Below are 21,323 nucleotides of genomic sequence, written 5' to 3' on the forward strand. Positions count from 1 at the left end.
TTTACTGTATTCAAATACAGAAATAGAAGCTAAAAATGACATTAAGAACTTAATAAAAAAAGCAACCGACTTAATGAGGAATGAAAAATATGAAGAATCATTATTGTTAAGTCGTAAAATACTGAGTGATGCAATCGCAAAAAAAGATAATAATCTAATTGCTCTGAATTATAACACTATTGCAGCCAATTTTGACCAATTAGGTGAATATGAAAAAGCATTATTTTATTACAGAAAATCACTAATTTTTGCCAATAAAACCAACAACTCAGAACTTAAGAGCTGGCTTTATAACAACTTAGGAAACATTCATTGTTTTGACAAGAAAGAATTTGGTAAAGGAATCTATTACTACAAAAAATCATTACTATACAGCACTAGACTTGGTGATTCCTCGGAAATTTTCCTAACTAAATTCAACATCACTTGGGCTTATTTTGACATACGCAAATTCGAGCTTGGACAACCCTATTTAAATTATATCAATAAACACCATAAAAAAGATAGTGATTCATCGACACTAGTTATAATCAACATGCTTAATGGTATGTATCAATCACATCTTAACAATATCGAAGCTGCTGAATCCTATTTTAAAAAAGCAATTGAACTTGGCCTAAAAGACAAAGACAAATCAGATCTATCTTATGCGCATCAAGAATATGCTACTTTTTTACTTAAAACAAAAAAATTCAAACAAGCCTATGAAAATTTAGATACCTATAATAGCATCACAACTCAACTTAAAAACGAAGAGCGATTAAAAAAATTGAATATTATAGGTGTTAATTTAGAAATTGACGAGTACAAAAGAGAAATTGACAACATTAAAATCGAATACAAAACCAATCACGAACTCCTAATAGAAAAACAATCCAAAAACAAAATCATAAGTATCGTAATTATATCCATTTTACTTACCATAATTATTCTTTCTTATTTGTATTTTCAAAACGTTCAACTCAAACAAAAAAATAAAATTCGAGATATAGAAAATAAAATTCAAGAAAACATTATTACTGCCACTATAAACGGACAAGAAATGGAAAGAAAAAAAATTGCTTCTTTCCTACATGACAACATCAGCGCATTACTCTCTTCTGCTTCCTTACATCTTAAGATCTTTTCAACAAAAAACAACACTAATAGTGAAGAGATAACTAAAACAAAATCAATACTAATTCAAACGCATTATAAAATTCGTGATTTATCTCACCAACTTTTACCATCTCTCTTAGCGCGTTTTGGTCTATTTCATGCGTTGAATGATTTGTGCGAAACCAACTCAAACTCTTCTTTACAATTTAATTTCAGCAATAATATTCCTGACGAAACACGATATAATGATGAATTTGAAATGAAAATGTATTTCATTGTTAGTGAATTAATAAACAACATCATTAAACATAGCCAAGCATCACGAGCCAAAATTGATCTAAAAGAAATCGATTCAAATCTGCATATTTTAGTAAAAGACAACGGAATTGGATTTGAAATCAAAAATTTCAGAACCATCGAAGGCTTTGGATTAAATCAAATTAGAGCAAGAATCAATACAATGGGAGGAAAATTTAGAATCATTTCTGAACCGACTAAGGAAACTACCATAAAAATTATAGTTCCTATCGAATATAATTTGTAATCAAACTCTTTTGCCTAGTTCAACAATTTCTAAATCCTTGATTTTATCAGTATCAATAGTAAATCGCAACATAGTTCGAACTTGATGAAAACCACTTTTACCACAGGCACCGGGATTCATGTGCAATAAATTGTGTTTTTTATCAAACATTACTTTTAAAATATGCGAATGCCCGCATATAAACAATTGTGGAGGATTACTGGCAATTTCCATTTTTATGGCGGGATTATATTTACCTGGATAACCACCAATATGGGTTATCCAAACAGAAACCCCTTCGCACATAAAACGATTATGTAATGGAAATTCTAATCGTGCCTGAGCATTATCAATGTTTCCATAAACAGCTCGCAGTGGTTTGAGTTTTTTAAGAGTATCTGTAACATTCAAATCACCTATATCGCCTGCATGCCAAACTTCATCTGCTTGTGCTACATATTTTAAAATTGCATCATCTATATGGCTGTGAGTATCCGAAAGTAAAAGAATTTTTTTCATTAAAAAATAAATAAAAGGTCCCGAAAAAAAACAAAGATACAGGACAGTATAAAACTTTTAAGCTTTTTACAACATAAAAACTTTGTACCTTTGAAATTCTGAAACTTTGAGATAAAAAACTTGAGATATTTTATAAAATTAGCCTACAAAGGAAGTCTTTATCATGGCTGGCAAATACAGCCAAATGCCGCATCAGTTCAAGAAACCTTGAACAAAGCGTTATCTGTATTATTGCATTCGGATATAAGTTTGATGGGAGCCGGACGAACGGACACGGGTGTTCATGCTCGAGAAATGTATGCCCATTTTGATTTTGAGACCGTTTTTGACATCCCAAAATTAATTCACAAACTCAATTCTTATCTTCCTAAAGACATTGTAATATATACTATTTTCCAGGTAAATGAAGGAGCACACTGCCGTTTTGATGCAACTAAAAGAACTTATGAATATCACATCCATCTTTTTAAAGATGCTTTTTTACATGAACAAAGTTGGTATGTCAATCAATCTCTCGATATAGATTTGATGAACGAAGCAGCACAACTCCTTTTGAATTATACCGATTTTCAATGTTTTTCCAAAGTAAATACCGATGTAAACACATTTGATTGCAGTATTTATGAAGCCTATTGGAAAAAAGAGGACAACAAATTAATTTTCACCATTTCGGCCAATCGATTTTTAAGAAACATGGTTCGTGCCATCGTAGGCACTCTCGTAAATATAGGTTTACACAAAATTAATATAGCCGATTTTATTCGTATTATTGAAAGTAAAAACAGAGAAAAAGCAGGATTTTCGGTCCCTGCACACGGATTGTATTTAACAAAAATAGTATATCCTTACATAGAGGATTAGTTCTTAGTTCATAGTCCTTAGCTTTCATTAGCAAAATAGAAAACAAGGACTATGAACTAAAAACGATGGACTAAGCACTAAAATAAAAAAATGAAAGCAAAAGCATTCGATACACGATTATTCAAAAGAATATTACACTATACAAAACCTTATCAATGGCGTTTTAATGGCGTGGTGGTATTTGCCATTTCGTTATCTCTTTTTTCCGCTTTAAGACCTTATTTATTAAAGCAAACAGTGGATAGTTATATCCAAAAAGAAGATGCTTCTGGACTTTTACTTTACATCACATTGATGGGAATTGTATTGCTATTGGAGGTTTTCTCTCAATTTTATTTTGTGTATTGGGCTAACTGGTTAGGACAAGACATTGTAAAAGATATTCGTGTCAAATTGTTCAAACACATCCTGAGTTTTAGAATGAAATATTTTGACTTGGTTCCAGTGGGACAATTGGTAACCCGTTCGGTATCAGACATCGAATCAATTGCTCGAATTTTCAGTCAAGGTTTATTCATGATTATAAGTGACCTAATGAAAATGGTAGTTGTACTTATTTTTATGTTCTACATGAACTGGAAACTCACTTGGATTGTTATTGTTGCTATGCCTATTCTTGTATATGTTACCCGTATTTTCCAACGCAAAATGCAAGTTGCTTTTGAGGAAGTACGCGCACAAATTGCCAATATGAATACCTTCGTACAAGAACGTGTTACAGGAATGAAAATCGTTCAATTATTTAATCGAGAAGAAATTGAATCGGAAAAATTTAAAATTATCAACGAAAAGCATCAAAACGCTTGGATTAAAACCATTCTTTACAACTCCATCTTCTTCCCTATTGCCGATATTATTTCGTCGTTAACCTTAGGATGTGTGGTTTTGTATGGTGGTATCAAAATCATAAATGGCGATCATTTTACCACCTTTGGGGATTTGTTTTCATACACTATGTTTATCAGTTTACTTTTCAATCCTTTACGCCAAATTGCAGATAAATTCAATGAGATGCAACTCGGAATGATATCGGCAAATCGTGTTTTTGAAATCATCGATACCCAGGACCAAATTCAGGATAATGGAACAATTGAAGCACCTGTATTTGATGGAAATATTACTTTCAAAGATGTTCGCTTTAGTTATATTGACAACGAAGAAGTCATTAAAGGCATAGATTTAAAAGTCAATTCGGGCGAAACAATTGCCATTGTAGGGTCTACCGGTGCCGGAAAATCGACCATTATCAATTTATTGAATCGTTTTTACGAAATAAAAAGTGGTACCATTTGTATTGATAATGTCAACATCGAAGATTATACGTTGAGTTCACTCAGAAAACAAATTGCTATTGTACTGCAAGATGTATTTCTTTTTGCCGATACCATTTACAACAATATCACATTAAACAATCCCGACATTAGTAGAGAAGATGTTTATGCTGCCGCAAAAGAAATAGGCGTTCATGATTTTATTATGAGCTTACCTGACAATTATGATTTTGATGTAAAAGAACGCGGTGTGATGCTTTCTTCTGGTCAACGCCAATTGATCGCGTTTTTGAGAGCCTACGTAAGCAATCCAAGCATCTTAATTTTGGACGAAGCGACTTCTTCGATTGATACTTACTCAGAAGAATTAATTCAACGCGCTACCGAAACCATTACCAAAGGAAGAACTTCTATTGTTATTGCGCATAGACTGGCTACTATTGTAAATGCCGATAAAATTGTAGTAATGGACAAAGGTTTAATTGTTGAAGAAGGAACACATCAAGAACTAATTAATAAAGAATCTGGTTATTATAAAAACCTTTACGACTCTCAATTTTCATTAGCCGAATAATTCAAAATGAGTAATTCTAATCCCTTATTACAAGCAAAGCAAATTAGCATAGGTTATACCCATAAAAAAGGGACAAACCTTATCGCTGCTGATATAAACTTAACTTTAGAAAAAGGGAAACTCGTGTCTTTAATTGGTGCAAATGGGATTGGAAAATCAACTTTATTACGAACATTAACAGCTATTCAAAAACCAATTTCTGGAACTGTCTCATTAAACGGAAAAGACATCCATCATATGAATGCTTTGACTTTAGCCCAAAATCTAAGTGTGGTTTTAACCGAAAAATTACCGCCCAGCAATCTTAGCGTATTCGAGCTGGTAGCACTGGGTAGACAACCCTATACAAACTGGATTGGGACTTTATCAGAGGAAGACATAAAAAAAGTAAATGACGCATTAACGCTTACGCAAATTGAACACTTAGCAACTAAAAGACATTTTGAAATTAGCGATGGTCAATTGCAAAAGGTTTTGGTAGCGAGAGCATTGGCTCAGGATACGCCACTAATTATCCTTGACGAACCAACAACCCATTTGGATTTACTCCATAAGGTAGCGCTGTTCAAACTGCTAAAAAAACTTAGCAATGAAACCCAAAAGTGCATTCTTTTTTCTACTCACGATATTGATTTGGCTATTCAATTGAGTGACGAAATGATCATTATGACTCCCGAAACCATCGTTCAGGATCAACCTTGTAATTTAATCTCTAAAGGTGTTTTTGCTACGCTTTTCAAAGATGAACATATTTTATTTGATGCGGAAAAAGGGCGCTTTATATTTTCCTAAAACAAAAAATTAAAAAATACTGTTTTTCAACGATTTACAAAAAATAAATCGTACTTTTAATACTCTTTTTTTACCGCTCCAAAGCTAAACTTATCTACATCATTAAATAATTTAAAACTTTTAATCATGGAAAAATTGTTTACTCTGCCCAAAAAAATGATTATCTTAGGAGCTCTTTTCTTTGTTTTTGCCTGTAGTTCAGACAATACAACAAATGATGATTTACAAAGTGATGCTTACTTTAGACTATTTACTTTCTAATGTAGATAGCAGCACAAGCTATTCTCAACCTGAACATTTCCAAAAACCTGGAAATTACCCAACAAAATATAACATCTATCATAATCCTAACAACGGCAACACTTATATCACACTGAGTGAGTTTGTTTCCCGTGAATAGTAGAAAATAAACGAGGAAGCAAAAACACTTCCTCGTTTATTAAATTGTATTGTTCAATCCTAATTGTCTTTTCGCTTCCCCTACAACAAAGGCGACTGAATTTGCGATATTAAAACTTCTGATTTTAGTAGACATTGGAATCTTCAATTGATTTTCTTTTGCAAATAAACTCAAAAATTCTTTGCTCAAACCCACACTTTCTTTTCCAAAAACTAACCAATCTTCATCTTGAAATTCAATATCCAAATACGAATTCTCAGCATGGGAACTCATTAGGAAAACTCTGGATTTATCTGGAATTTGCTGCATCCATTCGGCGACATTTTGATATTCAGTTACGTCGAGATGCACCCAATAATCCAAGCCTGAACGCTTTAAATTTTTATCATTAATCACAAAACCAAAAGGATGAATTAAGTGTAACCTACTTTCGGTCCCTACACACAATCGTCCAATATTACCTGTATTATTTGGTATTTCGGGTTCTACTAATACAATGTTTAACATCTCTTTATGGGTATTATATCTGATTACTATTATTTGTTTTTCAAATTGCCTTTGTAATTTTCAGCATTATTAAGACCAAAGTGATCTACTTCTCGTACTTCTCCTGCTTGTAAATTTCCTAATAGCACATTTCCTACCCTAACGCGTACTAATCGCAAAGTAGGAAATCCAACGGCTGCGGTCATTTTTCGCACCTGACGAAATTTACCTTCATTCACTGTAATGGAAGCCCAAGAAGTTGGACCATGACGTTCGTCTCGTATTTTTCTTCCTCGGAGACCAAAATCAGGAATTTCAGAAATCAATCTAGCTTCACAAGGTTTGGTTTTGTATTTTCCGCCCTTAACACCTATCATTACTCCTTTTTTTAGTTCGTCTAGTGCTTCCTGAGTTATTATGCCATCAACCTGAACATAATATTCCTTATCTACTTTTTTAGAACGAACTAATTCGCTCATCATTCCATCTGTAGTGAGTAATAATAAGCCTTCCGAATCTTCATCAAGCCGACCAATTGCCATTGTTCCTTCTGGAAAATCATACAATTCACCCAAAAGTCGCTTTTTACGTTTCAACTCGTAAATAAATTGACTTAAATAACCGTAGGGTTTATGAAGTATAAAATGTTGATGCAACATGTTTTGAAGAAAAATTTGCGCAAAAATACACAAATCAAAACAGTCTTAAGCGCTATTGAAAGAATTAAAAAGAAATATTAAAACCAAAATTTAAAAGCATTTGAAACTGGTTAAAATTTTGATTTTGAACTGGCTGAGTATAAAAATTCATTCCAGGCTCTACAAAAACTCTGGTCTTCTTGTATAATTCATATTGTAATGTACTGCTTAATACCGTTCCAAAAACCGTTTCATTTACATCCGAATTTTTACCAATCGTAGTATTATCCAATGCCACTTTATTCGAAATTACTCTACCTACAAATCCACCCGTGTTTAGATTCAAACGAGCTTTCCCTTTGTTTAAAATTGAATACGAAATCTCCATTGGCATTTCAATGTATTGAACTCTTTGAGATAAATTACCGCTTTCATAAAATGTAGGACTAACATTCGATTTCTCATAATTAGTATTAGCTGATACAAATATATAATTAGAGTTGGTAGTGATTCCTTGGTTATCATGCGAAGCAGCAGCATACGATAACTGATTGACATTTACTAGACTTTGAGAAGCGTTCAGATAGGATACGTTAGCGACTTGCTGCCCTAATTCACTTACTTTTAATCCCGTACTTACCGCCCATCTTTTATTCAGTTTATAATTGGTTTTCACACCATAATTATAACCTTTTTGAGACTCAATCGAATTCCCTAAGCTCTTTTGATTTTTTAAATTCTGCGAATTATTAATTCCTGCAAATAACTGGAGCGACCATCTATCCTCAACAGTGGATTTTTTCTCTTTCTTTTGGTTTTCATTGGCTAAAGCAGCCAAAGCATTTTGTTTCAAATCCTCTTTAGGGTTAATGGCGTTATTCGGATTTTCAGTTGCTGATTTTTCAACGACTGAATTTGGATTTTCTTGCACTAAAACTGGATTAGTATTCGTATTTATCTCCGAATGATTTTGCTGTTCTTTTTCAGCATTCAAAACTTTAGAACTTGTTGTTGCTGCCACTAATTGATGATGTGAATTAGGCGAAGTTATACTTCTAGACCCTTTTGGGGTTGATGAATGCGTTAGGCCTTCTTCAGCTTGATTATTATTTTCTTTGTTCGATTTTGGATAAACTATTTGATTATTTTGATTCTTATCTTCAGCTTGGATTTCTTGTTTTGGGCTATTTTCTTCCAAAGATCTGGATTGATTAACTATCCCACTTTGAGGAGTAACTGGTAAAGGCATGCCATTAGTATGCTTTTCATTAGAAGATTGAAAATAAAAAGCACCCAACAAACCAAGACCAACGATCAAACTTGCTGCCACTGACCACCAATAAGCAAAAGCCCTTTTCTTCTTTGGTTCCTCTAATTTTTCCTCAATTGCTTCCCGTAAATCGATTTGAAGTCCCTTCTGAAATATTTAAAGTAACTGCAATTTCTTTATGCTTCATTTTTTCAAAATAATACAGATTGAAAACCAATCGGTATTGATCTGGCAATTGCTGAATACATTCTAATAATTGTTCTTGAGGAATCGCATTACTGTCAAAATCATCTTCTTCCTCTATAACATCTTCTTGATACATTTCCTCTGCAAAAAGCACGTCTCTTTTTCTTTTGTTAAGCGTTTCTATTAATTTATTGATAAAAATACGTTTTAACCAACCTTCAAAACTCCCTTCAAATCGGTACTGCCCCATTTTTTGAAAAACGACCACAAAAGCTTCCTGAAAAACATCCTTTGCATCATCTTCATTTTTCATGTATTTTAAGCATAGACCATACAATACAGGAGCAAACAACTGATAAATTTTCTGTTGTCCTCCTCTATCATTTTCGATACATTTCTGAATATAATGGTCTATAGATTCTTTCAAAGAAAACGAATTAAAATAATTTAACGTAAACAAAATTAAGCATTCCTACCTATTTAATCATTTAGTATAGTTCAAAACATAACCGTCTACAAAATTGTCATGAATCCTCATTTCTGTATCATTTATTTTTTCAATAACATAATTCATAGCATTAAAACTTAATATAGGTTGGGGCTCACTATCAAATATACTTTTTCCTAGTTGGATGGTATAATCATAAGTTCCTGTTTCAATATTATCGGTAAAAACTGTTACCTTTTTATTCGTCCCAAAGACCAATTTGATTGTGACTCCAGTATTTTCCGGGTTAATAATTTCATTACCCGTAATACCTCCTCTTGATTCCTTCCAATGCCAAGTACCCACAATAGACTGCTGGTTTAAAGCACCTTCCTCATTTCTTATCGTACAATAAGAAAATAAAAAGAAAAAAAAGAAACCTAAAAACAGACTAACTCCTCTCATACAACTACAGACTTGACATCATTAAGAGTAACAAATATGAAAAAGGTTGCGCAGCAAATTGTGAAAAAAATTCATGCATAGCCACCATAAAAAAAGACTATAAATCAGTAGTATTCTTTATTTTTGCTTACTTTACCTATAAAACTTACTTATGTTCAATATGCTCCCCCTTTTAGTATCTTTTGTAATTGCACTTGCAATAGGAATTTACATTGGAAAATTACTTTTTTCTGCTCGTTTTCAATCCGAAAAAACAAGTTTAGAAGAAAAATTAATTGCACTCCATTCGCAAATTGAACAACTAAAAGAGCAATTCTCGAATGAAAAAATCAATTTCGAAAAACAATTAGCAGCAAGCAATCAAGAAAAAGAAGCAATCCGAACTGAAAAAGACAGTCTGGCAATCCAACTTTCTAAAAAAGAAGTTGATTTTGATAATCTTTGGGAACGAAACAAAGAGCAAAAAGAAGAAGTAGAAAAACTTCAAGAAAAATTCACCAAAGAATTTGAAAATTTAGCCAACAAGATTCTAGACGAAAAGTCAAATAAATTTACCGAGCAGAATAAAGAAAACCTGAAAAACATCCTGACTCCGCTTCAGGATAAAATTCAATTATTTGAAAAGAAAGTCGAAGACACCCACAAAGAAAGTATTGATTATCATGCGGCTTTACGCCAACAAATTTTAGGCTTACGCGAAATGAATATTCAAATGAGTAAAGAAACCCTGAATTTGACAAAAGCGTTAAAAGGCGATAGTAAAATGCAGGGAAATTGGGGCGAATTAGTCTTAGAACGTGTATTAGAAAAATCAGGTCTGGAAAAAGGACGTGAATACGAGGTACAACAAAGTTTTATGACTGAAGAAGGAAACCGTGTTATGCCCGATGTAGTTATCAATTTACCCGACGGCAAAAAAATGATAGTCGATTCTAAGGTTTCGTTAACAGCTTATGAAAAATACATCAATGAAGAGGAAGACGAAATTAAAAATTCGTACCTAAAAGAACACGTTAATTCCATCAAACGCCATGTGGAGCAATTAGGCAACAAGAATTATCAGGATTTGTACCAAATTGAAAGTCCAGATTTTGTATTGCTTTTTATTCCAATTGAACCTGCATTTGCCATTGCTTTGAACGAAGATACTTCATTGTACAATAAAGCTTTTGAAAAAAACATTGTTATTGTAACGCCTGCTACCCTCTTAGCTACTTTACGTACAATTGATAGCATGTGGACCAATCAAAAACAACAGGAAAATGCCTTAGAAATTGCCCGTCAAGCAGGTGCTTTATATGATAAATTTGAAGGATTTGTTGCCGATTTAATCAAGATAGGCAAAAAAATAGACGAAACTAAAGTCGAATATACAGGCGCTATGAACAAACTAGTTGATGGAAGTGGAAATCTAATTATCCGTGTTGAAAAACTAAAAAAAATGGGTGCCAAAGCAAAAAAAGCACTTCCTGAAAGTATCATCGCTAGAGCCAAAAAAGACGATAATTTCATCGAATAAAAGAAAGACTTTTTATTAATGGATCAGACTTTAATTGGTTCTACTTTTTAATTATAGGTGTTTACTTGTATTAACTTTTATGACTATCCGTTTCATACCAATCATTCAGAATGGCACACAGATGAAACGGATTGAACAGATTATCGCAGATTGTAATTCGCAAAGAGTTATAAAAACCGTGTTTATCTGTTCAATCAGTGTCGTCTGTACTGTATTTTTTATTAGTCTGAATAACGGATAGTAATATTAACTTTTCATTCATAGATAAAAAACACTAAAACCCGACATCTAACTTCAAATTAAGCTAGGTTTTATTAGGATTTTTTGACTTTTTTTTCTAACTTTAAGTAGAAAAGATAGACTAATCATGAAAAAAAATCTACTCCTTTTTTTGCTTTTTTTCAGTATTTCAATAGTAGCTCAAAATAAAAAAGTAGCAACTAATGGCACTATCTTTTTTGAGGCATCCGTACCTTTTTTTGAAGCCGTAGAAGCCAAAAACAATAAAGTCTACAGCGCAATTAACACCAAAAATGGAAGCATTTATTTTGAAGTCTACATCAGTCTTTTTCAATTTGAAAGAAGCTTAATGCAGGATCATTTCAATACTAATTATATGGAAAGTCATAAATTTCCTAAAGCCTATTTTAAAGGTGTCATAGAAAACTTTTCAATTAATGACTTAAGTACTTCACCAAACCAATATTACATTAAAGGACGGATTTCAATACATGGTGTATCCAAAAATATCCGAGTAACTGCTAGTGTATTCAAAACTGTTCAAAACGCAATTGTAATTCAATCCAAATTTGCTTTGAACACAGACGATTTCAAAATTGAAATTCCGTCATTAGTGAGTAACAAAATTTCTAAAACGGTAAATGTTACCTTATATACAAATTTTCACTAAATCATTTTGAGAGACAATCCTTTAGTGCTTCCTCAAGATTCGTATGAGTAAACTCAAAACCTAAGGCACGAATTTTAGCATTTAAAACTCTTCGGCCTGTTAATAGCAATTTAGACATTTCACCTAATCCTAATTGAATTAAGAAAGCAGGTACATTAGGCAACCAAATCGAATACCCCAAAACTTTTGCCAATGTTTTGGAAAAAACTTCATTCGTGGTATCATCAGTAATAGCTGCATTGTAAGGTCCAGACATATTTGGATTTTTAATCGCTTCTAAATACATTTTACACAAATCATCTATGTGTATCCACGGCATATATTGCTTACCTGAACCTAATGGAGCACCTAATTTCAATTTGAAAACAGGTGTTAATTTAGCCAATAAACCTTCGTTAGCTCCTAAAACTAAACCAGTTCGTAACATCACTGTTCTGATGCCATTTTTTTCGAAAGGCTCAGCTGCGGCTTCCCATTTCTGACAAGTTAAACCTAAAAAGTCATAGGCCGCTTGCATCTCCTCATTACAAATAGCTCGACCATTAATAGCTCCATAAATTCCCACTGCCGAAGCAGTAATAAAAGCTTCAATTTTTGTATTACTTTGCTGCAAAATATCAAAAATCAATCGGGCAGAAAGCTCTCTACTAGACAAAATAGCTTCTTTCCTTTTATTCGTCCAACGTTTTCCAGCAATATTCTCACCAGCTAGATGAATAATATAATCCGCTTTTAAGACAGCCTCTTTTTCAATTATTTGTTTTTCAACATCCCAAGTATAATAAGTAATATCTGTTGATGATTGCTTTTTATTCCTACTCAAAACAGAAACAGAATACCCATTAGCAATTAATAATTGGGTCAATTGTTTACCTACAAAACCGGTTCCTCCGGTTATTAAAACATTTTTTTTCATGCTAAAGTTTGCTATATATCAAATATACAAAATATTTTGTTTAACATTAACACAAAATAGTTAAACAATTTACTATCTTTATAATCGAATTTATAAACAGCATGACATGGCAACTAAGAAAACAAAAATTACAAGGGACAGTATTGTTTCAATGTATATGAATTACACCTTAGATCACAATGAAAAACCAAAATCGGTTTATCATTTTACAAAGCTGAATGGTTTCTCGGAAACTGAATTTTACAATTTCTTTGGCACACTAGAAAGTATCGAGAAAGACATTTACACTCTTTTTTTGAAAAAACCATAGAATTATTGAATAAGGATGCTAATTATGAATCGTATGATATGAAAAGCAAATTGTTGAGTTTTTATTTTACATTTTTTGAATTATTAGCAGCAAACCGCAGTTATGTAAACATTAGTTTAAAAGAAAACAAAAACCAGTTAAAAAACCTTGTACAATTATCCAGTTTTAGAACCCATTTCAAGCAATTCATTGCTGAAATCACAACGGATGATGTTAGAATTAAACAAGAAAAAATCCAAGATATTCAGGATAAAGCGATTCAAGAAACGGCTTGGGTACAATTTTTATTTACTTTAAAATTTTGGTTAGAAGACGGCTCTCCAAATTTTGAGAAAACCGATATTTATATTGAAAAATCAGTCAGCCTTAGTTTTGAATTAATGAATACAGGTCCTATCAATAGTTTGATTGACTTTGGGAAATTTATTTTTAAAGAAAAAATACAAAAAAACTAATGAAGACAATTGATTATATTCCAACTTCGAAAATTGAACGCGCCACAAAACTCGTTCAAACGGGAGCAAAAGTAGGGGTGAATTACCTGAAATACTACGGTGAAAAAATAGTAAATTCTGACTTAAGTCGGGATAAACTTAACGAAAGTAACGCCGAAGATATTTATGACGGACTAAAAAGCTTAAAAGGAAGCGCTCTAAAAGTGGCTCAAATGCTGAGTATGGATAAAAATTTCCTGCCTCAGGCTTATGTCGAAAAGTTTTCTTTGTCGCAATTTTCTGTTCCACCACTATCGGCACCATTGGTACTTAAAACTTTCAAATCTAATTTTGGTAAAACACCCTACGAAATCTTTGACGAATTCAATCCTAATTCGGTAAATGCGGCAAGTATTGGTCAGGTTCATTTGGCTGTAAAAAACAAGAAAAAACTAGCTGTCAAAATTCAATATCCAGGAGTTGCTAATAGTATTTCATCTGATTTGGCTTTAGTAAAACCCATAGCCATCCGAATGTTTAATTTACAAGGAAAGGATTCTGATAAATATTTTAAAGAAGTTGAAGATAAATTAATTGAAGAAACCAATTATTTATTAGAACTCCAACAAAGTCAAGAAGTTGCCGAAGCCTGCAAAAAAATCAAGAACTTGGTTTTCCCAGCATACTACCCCGAATTTTCATCCGAAAAAATCATCACTATGGATTGGATGACGGGCGTACATTTATCAGAATTTAAAAATTCAGACCCAAAAATTGCGAACCAAATTGGTCAAGCCTTATGGGATTTTTATATGTACCAAATTCATATTTTACGAAAAGTACACGCGGATCCGCATCCAGGCAATTTTTTGATAAATGTTCAAAACCAATTGGTAGCACTTGATTTTGGCTGTATGAAAAGCATACCAAATGATTTCTACATTCCTTATTTCGAATTGGTTAACCCAGAAGTAATAGAAAACAAGGAACTATTTAGAAAAAAATTATTTGAATTAGAAATTCTAAGAAACGATGACACTAAAGCTGAAATAAACTATTTCACGCAAATGTTTTACGACTTATTATCCTTATTCACTAAACCTTTTCAATCAGAATCATTCGATTTTTCAGATGAAGCATTTTTTCAAAATATTGCTCAATTAGGAGAGCGTTTTGCGAAAGACACCAATCTGAAAAAAATGAATGGGAATCGAGGTTCCAAACATTTTATTTATATGAATAGAACCTTTTTTGGGTTGTACCAACTCCTATTTGATTTGAAAGCCAATATTATTGTAAACCAATATCAAAAATATTAATCTTGAAAACAGCACTTAGCAATTTAGACAAAGACCGAATCATCGAAATGGCATGGGAAGACCGAACTACTTTTGAAGCCATACAGTTCCAGTTTGGGTTAAAAGAACAAGAAGTGATTGATTTGATGCGAACTGAAATGAAACCTTCAAGCTTTAAAATGTGGCGCGAACGAGTGCAAGGTCGCAAAACAAAACATGAAAAGCTAAGAAATTTTAGTGAAGGGCGTTTCAAATGTAGCCGACAAAGACAAATAAACAACAATAAAATTTCAAAACGATAATTCAAACTAAAGCGCTTACAACATGAAAAACATTGTTATTATTGGTGGAAGTAAAGGAATTGGAAATGCGATTTTAAAACAACAATTAGAGCATAATTACATTTACAATATTAGCAGAAATGCGCCTGAAATCACGCATCCTCATTTAAAACATTTTTCGGTAGATGTATTGCAAGATACACTACCTGAAATAGAAAATATTGATTCGCTTATCTATTGTCCTGGTTCAATTAATCTAAAACCCATTAGCAGCATAAGTCTAGATGATTTTAGAAAAGATTTTGAAATCAATGTAATTGGAGCCGTAAAATGCATTCAACACTATTTACCAACTCTTAAAAAAGGGAACAAGCCTTCTATTGTATTATTTAGTACCGTAGCTGCAAAATTAGGAATGCCTTTTCATGCCAGTATTGCTACTGCAAAATCAGCGGTAGAAGGATTAGTAAAAAGTCTTGGAGCTGAATTTGCTTCCTCTATACGCATCAACGCCATTGCTCCTACCATTACTGAAACTACCCTTGCAGCATCCATTCTTAGAAATGATCGAATGAGAGAAAATATGATTGAACGTCACCCAATGAAAGGCTACTTGCAAGCTCAGGAAGTTGCCGAAATGGCTGATTTTTTACTATCAGATAAAGCAAAATCCATCTCTGGACAAGTCTTTGAAATGGATTATGGAATTGTATCAATGAAACTATAAATTCACCTATCAATAATCAAAAACATGATTGAAGAAATAAAAAGTTACCAGAAAAAAGAAGAATACGATACTGAACTTACAGCATCAATCGCTCAAAACTACAAAGTAATCATCGATAGTTTAGGTGAAGATGTTACAAGAGAGGGACTAGAAAAAACACCGGAACGCGCGGCCAAAGCGATGCAGTTTTTGACTCACGGCTATGCTATAGACCCTTTAGAAATATTGAAATCAGCTTTGTTTACGGAAGATCACAACCAAATGATTGTGGTAAAAAATATCGAAATATATTCGATGTGCGAACACCACATGCTTCCTTTTTTGGTAGAGCACATGTTGCCTATATTCCTAACGGAAAAATTGTAGGATTGAGTAAAATTCCAAGAATTGTAGATGCCTATGCCCGAAGAATGCAAGTACAAGAACGCTTAACGGATCAAATAAAAAATTGTTTGCAAGAAGCACTACAACCTTTGGGTGTTGCAGTAGTAATTGAAGCACAGCATATGTGCATGCAAATGCGTGGTATTGAAAAACAAAATTCCTTTACCACTACCTCCTCTTTTACTGGAGCATTTGAAAAAAACAAAACCAGAAAAGAATTTATTAGCCTAATTTCAAATAAATTAAGTTAAAAAAAACAATACGATGACTATTCTCTTAACAGGTGCTACAGGTTACATTGGAAAACGACTTTTGCCTATTTTAGTTGCCAAGGGTCACCATGTAGTATGCTGTGTAAGGGACAAAAATCGTTTTTTTGTACCCACTGAATACCGAAACCAAGTGGAAGTCGTCGAAATTGATTTTTTAAAAAAAGAAAGCCTATTAAAAATCCCCGAATCCATTGATGCGGCTTATTATTTAATACACTCCATGTCTAGTTCAATTGCTAATTATGATGAACTAGAACGTATTTCGGCCGAAAATTTCGTAGAGAGAGCAAACCAAACCCAAGTAAAACAAGTAATTTATCTAAGCGGAATTGTTAATGACCAATCATTATCCAAACATTTATCCTCTAGAAAAAGGGTAGAAACAATTCTTAGTACTGGAAATTTTGCCGCTACGACTTTAAGAGCAGGAATTATTGTAGGTTCAGGAAGTGCCTCGTTTGAAATCATTCGAGACTTAGTTAACAGACTACCCGTGATGGTAACGCCAAAATGGCTTAATACTAAATGCCAACCCATTGCTATTAATGATGTTTTAGAATTTTTATCAAAATCATTATTAAATCCAGTAACGTACAATCAGAGTTTTGATATTGGCGGACCCGATATTCTTACTTATAAAGAAATGCTTTTGGGTTTTGCTAAAGCTAAAAAACTAAAACGCTGGATTTTTACAGTTCCGGTCATGACACCCAAATTATCTTCGTACTGGTTGTATTTTGTAACTGCTACCTCTTACAAACTAGCGACTGCTCTTGTAAGTAGTATGAAAGTAGAAGTAGTATGCAAAGACACTCATATCAATCAATTATTAGCTGTTACACCAATGTCCTATGAAATGGCTTTATCTAAAGCTTTGCTCAAAGTAGAAGAAGATCAGGTTGCTTCAAGCTGGAAAGACTCTCTTGTTAGTGGACGTTTTAAAAATAACATATCCGAATTTCTAAAAGTTCCTAAAAAAGGTTGTTTCATTGACCGCCGAAAAAAAGAAATCATCAACCGAGAATTAACCATTGAACGCATTTGGTCCATTGGCGGCGAAACAGGTTGGTATTATGGTAATTGGCTATGGAATATTAGAGGTTTTATCGATAAATTAGTGGGCGGTGTGGGTTTAAGAAGAGGTCGCACAAACAAACATTCTATCCATGCTGGAGATGTTTTAGACTTTTGGCGTGTTTTATATGCCGACAAAGAGAAAGGAAAATTGATTCTTTTTGCCGAAATGAAACTTCCAGGAGAAGCCTGGCTTGAATTCAAAATCATTGGAAACACTCTTTATCAATCGGCGACTTTTAAACCTAGAGGCATTTGGGGAAAATTGTATTGGTATTCGGTTTTCCCTTTTCACGGGTTTATTTTTGAAGGGATGTTGAATCGATTGATTAGATAATTATTTATAAACAAATTAGGCATATGTTTTTTACCTTAAGAAATTAAGTTCAGTTGAGATACTAACTTAATTGAGCTTAATTTCAAAAAGCTTTCCATTTCTTCAGTAGCTTATATGACTTATATGTTTTTAATAAAATTAGTTAAGAATCCCCGCTTTATAAGTAGCAATGGCTCTGTCTCTAGCCATAGCATGATCGACCATTGGTTTGCCATAACCTAAATCAAATTCAGGAATCCATTTACGAATGTAAATCCCTTTTTCATCAAACTTTTTTAATTGGATATCGGGATTAAAAACTCGAAAATAAGGTGCTGCATCACATCCTGTACCAGCTGCCCATTGCCAGTTACCAACATTGGCTGACAAATCATAATCCAATAATTTCTGCGCAAAATAAGCTTCGCCCCATTGCCATTGAATTAATAAATGCTTACATAAAAAACTAGCAACAACCATACGAACACGGTTGTGCATATAGCCCGTTTCATTGAGTTGTCGCATGCCGGCATCGACCATAGGATAACCTGTTCGGCCTTCGCACCAACGCTTAAAATCTTCTTCGTTATTGCGCCATTGAATTCCATCATAAGCCGATTTGAAATTATGGGTAACTACTTTAGGGAAATGATACAAAATTTGCATAAAAAACTCCCTCCAAATCAATTCGCTCAAAAAAGCTGCATTCGTTTTCACTGCAAAATTGACCATTTTACGAATACTCACCGTTCCAAAACGCAAATGAGGTGACAAATAAGAAGTAGCATCGACAGCAGGAAAATCTCTGGTATCCTGATAATTGGCTAATGTGTTTAAAGTATATGGTTTTACTTTGATAGCACTTCGCACAAAACCTATTTGTTCCAATGATGGAAAATCAAAATTAGACTGGTAAAAATTAGTATAAAATTCCGTGGTATCGTACTCGAGAAGTGGCTTCAATTGATTGAAATGTTCTAACCATTTATTTTTATAAGGTGTATAAACCGTATAAGGCAATCCATCGGCTTTTGTGATTTCTTTTTCTTCAAAAATGACTTGGTCTTTAAAAGAATAAGTTAAAGAATTATTTTGTTCTAATAATTCACAAATGGTCTCGTCACGCTGAATAGCATACGGCTCATAATCCTTATTAAAAAAGACTTTTTTAACTTCAAATTCTTTAATAAGAGTTTGCCAAACTTCCTGAGTGTTGCCTTTTTTAATTAAAAGGGAACTTTGAAATGTATTTAATTCCTTATTGATTTCAGAGAGAGAGTCATAAATAAAAGCAACTCTTGCATCATCTTTAGGCAAGGAATTCAATATAGCTTCATCAAATATAAACAAGGGAATTACAGGATATTCAGATTGTAAAGCATAGAATAAACCTATATTATCTTCAAGTCTTAAATCGCGTCGAAACCAAAAAAAGAAACAGCCGTTTTAACCATTATTTAGCATTAAAAATTTCGTTTACTCTTTTAGCTCTGAATTCAAAGATTTCATTGAGTTTATTTTTAACAACTAAAGCATTCATAATACGACCTATAAAACCCAATGGTAGCGCATAATGCACTAAGTCTGTCATTAGAACCCCATTTTCAGAAGGCTCAAAAAAATGTTTGTGATGCCACAAAGTATAAGGACCAAATCGTTGTTCGTCTATAAAATAGCGTTGCTCTTTCACCATCGTAATTTCAGTAACCCAAGTAAGTTTTATTCCTAAAAGAGGCGAAACTTTGTATTGAATAATTTGCCCCGCGTACATGTTTTTTTCATCAAAATCGGTAATAGTAAAACCCATAGATGGAGGCGTAATTTTTTGCAAATTACGTGGACTTGAAAAAAATGCCCAACATTCTTCCAGAGATGCATTTACTTTTTGTTCGCTCTTTTTTGAATAGACTTTCATGATAATTAAGATTTTGATATGTTGCGTAAGGGATAGAAGTGAAAATCCTTTATGTTTTTTCTTTAAAAACATAAAGATTGTAACGAATAGCCCGACCTTTTTGAAAAACATTTTTCTTGTTTTTTCAAAAAGGGTACGCACTAAATGATGTTACATTTTATAGTATTTGAAAGGCACGAATAACATTCCGAAACATTCTCCTTCTTCCTTTCCTAAATGTTTATGATGGACTTTGTGTGCTTTTCGTAAACCAATTAAGTATTTATTTTTAGTATGCTTGAACCATTTAAAACGCTGATGAATTAAAACATCATGAATCATAAAGTAACAAAAACCATACAGTGTAATACCCAGACCGATGAAAAACAAATAATTAAAATCGGCCTTTGCTCCTAAGTAAAACAGAACGATACTAGGAAGAGCAAAAATGACAAAGAAAATATCGTTTCGTTCAAATACATGGTTGTATTTAGGCTGATGATGGTCGGCATGAAAATACCACATAAAACCATGCATTACGTATTTATGGGTGAGCCAAGTGACACATTCCATTAAAAGAAAAACAACTATTGTAATTAAAAATGAAATCATTTTAAAAGATTTATGCGTTTTTATTATTCGACTAAGCGCAATTTATAGGTAACAAAAGATTGCGCTAACAACGTTGCTTTAGTGTAATTAGACACTCTGATTCGGGTATTGCCAATTTCTTTACAAGGAGTATTTTCTAGTTTACGCAATAATTTTTTGTAATAAACATAGGCTGTATATACTCCAAATTTAGCTTCTATAGGCAACTTTACAATTCCTTGATAAGCCACTCTAAAATCTTCATTTATCTCTTCAATAATGGCTTTTTTTGACTCTTCATCAAATGATTTCAAATCAACACCTGGAAAATAATTTCGATTCAGAATTAAATTATCATCTCTTAAATCTCTAAGAAAATTTACTTTTTGAAATGCCGAACCCAATCGCATCGCTTCATCCTTTAACTGCTCGTATTTTTGATCGTTTCCTTTTACAAAAACTTTCAAACACATCAAACCTACTACATCTGCCGAACCATAAATGTATTCGTCATATTCTGCCTTAGAATGATAGTCTTGCTTGATTAAATCCATTTTCATACTTTTTAAGAAAGCTTGAATTAAATCATCCGAGATATTGAATTGCTTAACGGTATGCTGAAAAGAATTTAAAATAGGATTCAAACTAATTCCATATTGACAGGCTTTGTAATATTCTTTTTCAAATTCATTGATGAGACTTTCTTTATCAAAACCATGAAAAGAATCGACAATTTCGTCTGCAAAACGTACAAAACCATAAATACTATAAATAGCATCTCTAATACTTGGCGAAAGCATATAAACCGCCAAAGAAAATGAAGTACTGTAATCTTTAGTAACTAACTTACTGCATTTAAAAGAAACTTCATCAAATAACTGCTTCAT

24 protein-coding genes and 1 pseudogene are annotated in these 21,323 nt (G+C 32.9%); 14 read left to right on the top strand and 11 right to left on the bottom strand.

Features of this window, described 5'->3' with window-relative positions:
• The first annotated feature begins 73 nt into the window (after window positions 1-73).
• Window positions 74-1,642, top strand: a complete 1,569-nt coding sequence (locus tag P5P90_RS05530) for a tetratricopeptide repeat-containing sensor histidine kinase (RefSeq protein WP_278036191.1) — start codon at window positions 74-76, stop codon at window positions 1,640-1,642.
• Here the strand turns inward: P5P90_RS05530 and P5P90_RS05535 are convergent, their stop codons facing one another.
• A complete protein-coding gene (locus P5P90_RS05535; protein ID WP_278036192.1) occupies window positions 1,643-2,140 on the bottom strand; it encodes a metallophosphoesterase family protein in 498 nt (165 codons plus the stop codon).
• 120 nt (window positions 2,141-2,260) lie between these two features.
• Here P5P90_RS05535 and truA point away from each other — a divergent pair, with 120 nt between their 5' ends.
• The 4 genes from truA to P5P90_RS05555 all read left to right on the top strand — a co-directional run bounded on the left by truA (window position 2,261) and on the right by P5P90_RS05555 (window position 6,038).
• Window positions 2,261-3,001, top strand: coding sequence for a tRNA pseudouridine(38-40) synthase TruA (gene truA / locus P5P90_RS05540; protein ID WP_278036193.1), 741 nt, complete (start codon window positions 2,261-2,263; stop codon window positions 2,999-3,001).
• Window positions 3,002-3,091: 90 nt separating this feature from the next.
• Complete coding sequence (locus P5P90_RS05545; RefSeq protein WP_278036194.1) at window positions 3,092-4,846, top strand: ABC transporter ATP-binding protein; 1,755 nt, start codon at window positions 3,092-3,094, stop codon at window positions 4,844-4,846.
• Window positions 4,847-4,852: 6 nt separating this feature from the next.
• A complete protein-coding gene (locus P5P90_RS05550) occupies window positions 4,853-5,638 on the top strand; it encodes an ABC transporter ATP-binding protein (RefSeq protein WP_278036195.1) in 786 nt (261 codons plus the stop codon).
• Window positions 5,639-5,852: 214 nt separating this feature from the next.
• Window positions 5,853-6,038: a hypothetical protein gene (locus tag P5P90_RS05555; RefSeq protein ID WP_278036196.1), complete on the top strand. Its 186-nt coding sequence runs from the start codon at window positions 5,853-5,855 to the stop codon at window positions 6,036-6,038.
• A gap of 39 nt (window positions 6,039-6,077) precedes the next feature.
• On the opposite strand, the gene P5P90_RS05560 is transcribed toward P5P90_RS05555, so the two are convergent.
• The 5 genes from P5P90_RS05560 to P5P90_RS05580 form a co-directional block, all read right to left on the bottom strand.
• Complete coding sequence (locus tag P5P90_RS05560) at window positions 6,078-6,545, bottom strand: tRNA (cytidine(34)-2'-O)-methyltransferase (RefSeq protein WP_278036197.1); 468 nt, start codon at window positions 6,543-6,545, stop codon at window positions 6,078-6,080.
• Between the two features lie 29 nt (window positions 6,546-6,574).
• Window positions 6,575-7,180: a pseudouridine synthase gene (locus P5P90_RS05565; protein WP_278036479.1), complete on the bottom strand. Its 606-nt coding sequence runs from the start codon at window positions 7,178-7,180 to the stop codon at window positions 6,575-6,577.
• Window positions 7,181-7,247: 67 nt separating this feature from the next.
• On the bottom strand, window positions 7,248-8,492 hold the full coding sequence (locus P5P90_RS05570) for an outer membrane beta-barrel protein (protein ID WP_278036198.1): 1,245 nt from the start codon (window positions 8,490-8,492) through the stop codon (window positions 7,248-7,250).
• Window positions 8,493-8,544: 52 nt separating this feature from the next.
• Window positions 8,545-9,045, bottom strand: coding sequence for an RNA polymerase sigma factor (locus P5P90_RS05575; RefSeq protein ID WP_278036199.1), 501 nt, complete (start codon window positions 9,043-9,045; stop codon window positions 8,545-8,547).
• 57 nt (window positions 9,046-9,102) lie between these two features.
• Window positions 9,103-9,510: a hypothetical protein gene (locus tag P5P90_RS05580; RefSeq protein ID WP_278036200.1), complete on the bottom strand. Its 408-nt coding sequence runs from the start codon at window positions 9,508-9,510 to the stop codon at window positions 9,103-9,105.
• A 151-nt stretch (window positions 9,511-9,661) separates the two neighbouring features.
• Between P5P90_RS05580 and P5P90_RS05585 the strand changes: the two genes are divergently transcribed.
• Window positions 9,662-11,029: a DNA recombination protein RmuC gene (locus tag P5P90_RS05585; RefSeq protein ID WP_278036201.1), complete on the top strand. Its 1,368-nt coding sequence runs from the start codon at window positions 9,662-9,664 to the stop codon at window positions 11,027-11,029.
• Window positions 11,030-11,396: 367 nt separating this feature from the next.
• On the top strand, window positions 11,397-11,939 hold the full coding sequence (locus P5P90_RS05590; protein ID WP_278036202.1) for a YceI family protein: 543 nt from the start codon (window positions 11,397-11,399) through the stop codon (window positions 11,937-11,939).
• Between the two features lies 1 nt (window position 11,940).
• Here the strand turns inward: P5P90_RS05590 and P5P90_RS05595 are convergent, their stop codons facing one another.
• Window positions 11,941-12,855, bottom strand: coding sequence for a TIGR01777 family oxidoreductase (locus P5P90_RS05595; RefSeq protein ID WP_278036203.1), 915 nt, complete (start codon window positions 12,853-12,855; stop codon window positions 11,941-11,943).
• 106 nt (window positions 12,856-12,961) lie between these two features.
• Here P5P90_RS05595 and P5P90_RS14135 point away from each other — a divergent pair, with 106 nt between their 5' ends.
• The 7 genes and pseudogenes from P5P90_RS14135 to P5P90_RS05625 all read left to right on the top strand — a co-directional run bounded on the left by P5P90_RS14135 (window position 12,962) and on the right by P5P90_RS05625 (window position 17,972).
• Window positions 12,962-13,165 carry a hypothetical protein gene (locus tag P5P90_RS14135; RefSeq protein WP_340696445.1) on the top strand — a complete coding sequence of 68 codons (204 nt, stop codon included), beginning with the start codon at window positions 12,962-12,964 and terminating at the stop codon, window positions 13,163-13,165.
• 5 nt (window positions 13,166-13,170) lie between these two features.
• Window positions 13,171-13,620, top strand: coding sequence for a TetR family transcriptional regulator C-terminal domain-containing protein (locus tag P5P90_RS05600; RefSeq protein WP_340696446.1), 450 nt, complete (start codon window positions 13,171-13,173; stop codon window positions 13,618-13,620).
• Window positions 13,620-14,918: an ABC1 kinase family protein gene (locus P5P90_RS05605; protein WP_278036204.1), complete on the top strand. Its 1,299-nt coding sequence runs from the start codon at window positions 13,620-13,622 to the stop codon at window positions 14,916-14,918. The genes P5P90_RS05600 and P5P90_RS05605 overlap by 1 nt, the downstream gene beginning before the upstream one ends.
• A gap of 2 nt (window positions 14,919-14,920) precedes the next feature.
• Window positions 14,921-15,199 (top strand): TIGR03643 family protein, encoded by a 279-nt coding sequence (locus P5P90_RS05610; protein ID WP_422851722.1) that lies wholly within the window; start codon window positions 14,921-14,923, stop codon window positions 15,197-15,199.
• 22 nt (window positions 15,200-15,221) lie between these two features.
• The gene (locus P5P90_RS05615) at window positions 15,222-15,905 is read left to right on the top strand and encodes an SDR family NAD(P)-dependent oxidoreductase (RefSeq protein WP_278036205.1); all 684 of its coding nucleotides are present in this window, start codon (window positions 15,222-15,224) and stop codon (window positions 15,903-15,905) included.
• A gap of 24 nt (window positions 15,906-15,929) precedes the next feature.
• Window positions 15,930-16,540: pseudogene (folE, locus tag P5P90_RS05620) on the top strand (GTP cyclohydrolase I FolE).
• A 13-nt stretch (window positions 16,541-16,553) separates the two neighbouring features.
• Window positions 16,554-17,972, top strand: a complete 1,419-nt coding sequence (locus P5P90_RS05625) for an SDR family oxidoreductase (RefSeq protein WP_278036206.1) — start codon at window positions 16,554-16,556, stop codon at window positions 17,970-17,972.
• Between the two features lie 138 nt (window positions 17,973-18,110).
• Here the strand turns inward: P5P90_RS05625 and P5P90_RS05630 are convergent, their stop codons facing one another.
• The 4 genes from P5P90_RS05630 to P5P90_RS05645 all read right to left on the bottom strand — a co-directional run bounded on the left by P5P90_RS05630 (window position 18,111) and on the right by P5P90_RS05645 (window position 21,323).
• A complete protein-coding gene (locus P5P90_RS05630; protein WP_422851734.1) occupies window positions 18,111-19,346 on the bottom strand; it encodes a cryptochrome/photolyase family protein in 1,236 nt (411 codons plus the stop codon).
• A gap of 58 nt (window positions 19,347-19,404) precedes the next feature.
• The gene (locus P5P90_RS05635; RefSeq protein ID WP_278036207.1) at window positions 19,405-19,866 is read right to left on the bottom strand and encodes an SRPBCC family protein; all 462 of its coding nucleotides are present in this window, start codon (window positions 19,864-19,866) and stop codon (window positions 19,405-19,407) included.
• Window positions 19,867-20,016: 150 nt separating this feature from the next.
• Entirely contained in the window at window positions 20,017-20,457 is a 441-nt protein-coding gene (locus P5P90_RS05640; protein ID WP_278036208.1) for a sterol desaturase family protein, read from the bottom strand.
• Window positions 20,458-20,480: 23 nt separating this feature from the next.
• Window positions 20,481-21,323, bottom strand: a complete 843-nt coding sequence (locus P5P90_RS05645; protein WP_278036209.1) for a phytoene/squalene synthase family protein — start codon at window positions 21,321-21,323, stop codon at window positions 20,481-20,483.

It is taken from the genome of Flavobacterium nitratireducens (genome assembly GCF_029625335.1).
GTDB lineage: Bacteria > Bacteroidota > Bacteroidia > Flavobacteriales > Flavobacteriaceae > Flavobacterium > Flavobacterium nitratireducens.

Bases quoted from the DNA above. Each gene is read 5' to 3' on its own strand.
- P5P90_RS05580 (WP_278036200.1), bottom strand. From the start codon at position 9,510: ATGAGAGGAGTTAGTCTGTTTTTAGGTTTCTTTTTTTTCTTTTTATTT.
- P5P90_RS05635 (WP_278036207.1), bottom strand. From the start codon at position 19,866: ATGAAAGTCTATTCAAAAAAGAGCGAACAAAAAGTAAATGCATCTCTG.
- P5P90_RS05595 (WP_278036203.1), bottom strand. From the start codon at position 12,855: ATGAAAAAAAATGTTTTAATAACCGGAGGAACCGGTTTTGTAGGTAAA.
- P5P90_RS05640 (WP_278036208.1), bottom strand. From the start codon at position 20,457: ATGATTTCATTTTTAATTACAATAGTTGTTTTTCTTTTAATGGAATGT.
- P5P90_RS05585 (WP_278036201.1), top strand. From the start codon at position 9,662: ATGTTCAATATGCTCCCCCTTTTAGTATCTTTTGTAATTGCACTTGCA.
- P5P90_RS05615 (WP_278036205.1), top strand. From the start codon at position 15,222: ATGAAAAACATTGTTATTATTGGTGGAAGTAAAGGAATTGGAAATGCG.
- P5P90_RS05550 (WP_278036195.1), top strand. From the start codon at position 4,853: ATGAGTAATTCTAATCCCTTATTACAAGCAAAGCAAATTAGCATAGGT.
- P5P90_RS14135 (WP_340696445.1), top strand. From the start codon at position 12,962: ATGGCAACTAAGAAAACAAAAATTACAAGGGACAGTATTGTTTCAATG.
- P5P90_RS05535 (WP_278036192.1), bottom strand. From the start codon at position 2,140: ATGAAAAAAATTCTTTTACTTTCGGATACTCACAGCCATATAGATGAT.
- P5P90_RS05645 (WP_278036209.1), bottom strand. From the start codon at position 21,323: ATGAAGCAGTTATTTGATGAAGTTTCTTTTAAATGCAGTAAGTTAGTT.
- P5P90_RS05530 (WP_278036191.1), top strand. From the start codon at position 74: ATGAGGAATGAAAAATATGAAGAATCATTATTGTTAAGTCGTAAAATA.
- P5P90_RS05605 (WP_278036204.1), top strand. From the start codon at position 13,620: ATGAAGACAATTGATTATATTCCAACTTCGAAAATTGAACGCGCCACA.
- P5P90_RS05625 (WP_278036206.1), top strand. From the start codon at position 16,554: ATGACTATTCTCTTAACAGGTGCTACAGGTTACATTGGAAAACGACTT.
- P5P90_RS05590 (WP_278036202.1), top strand. From the start codon at position 11,397: ATGAAAAAAAATCTACTCCTTTTTTTGCTTTTTTTCAGTATTTCAATA.
- P5P90_RS05545 (WP_278036194.1), top strand. From the start codon at position 3,092: ATGAAAGCAAAAGCATTCGATACACGATTATTCAAAAGAATATTACAC.
- P5P90_RS05560 (WP_278036197.1), bottom strand. From the start codon at position 6,545: ATGTTAAACATTGTATTAGTAGAACCCGAAATACCAAATAATACAGGT.
- P5P90_RS05555 (WP_278036196.1), top strand. From the start codon at position 5,853: ATGATGATTTACAAAGTGATGCTTACTTTAGACTATTTACTTTCTAAT.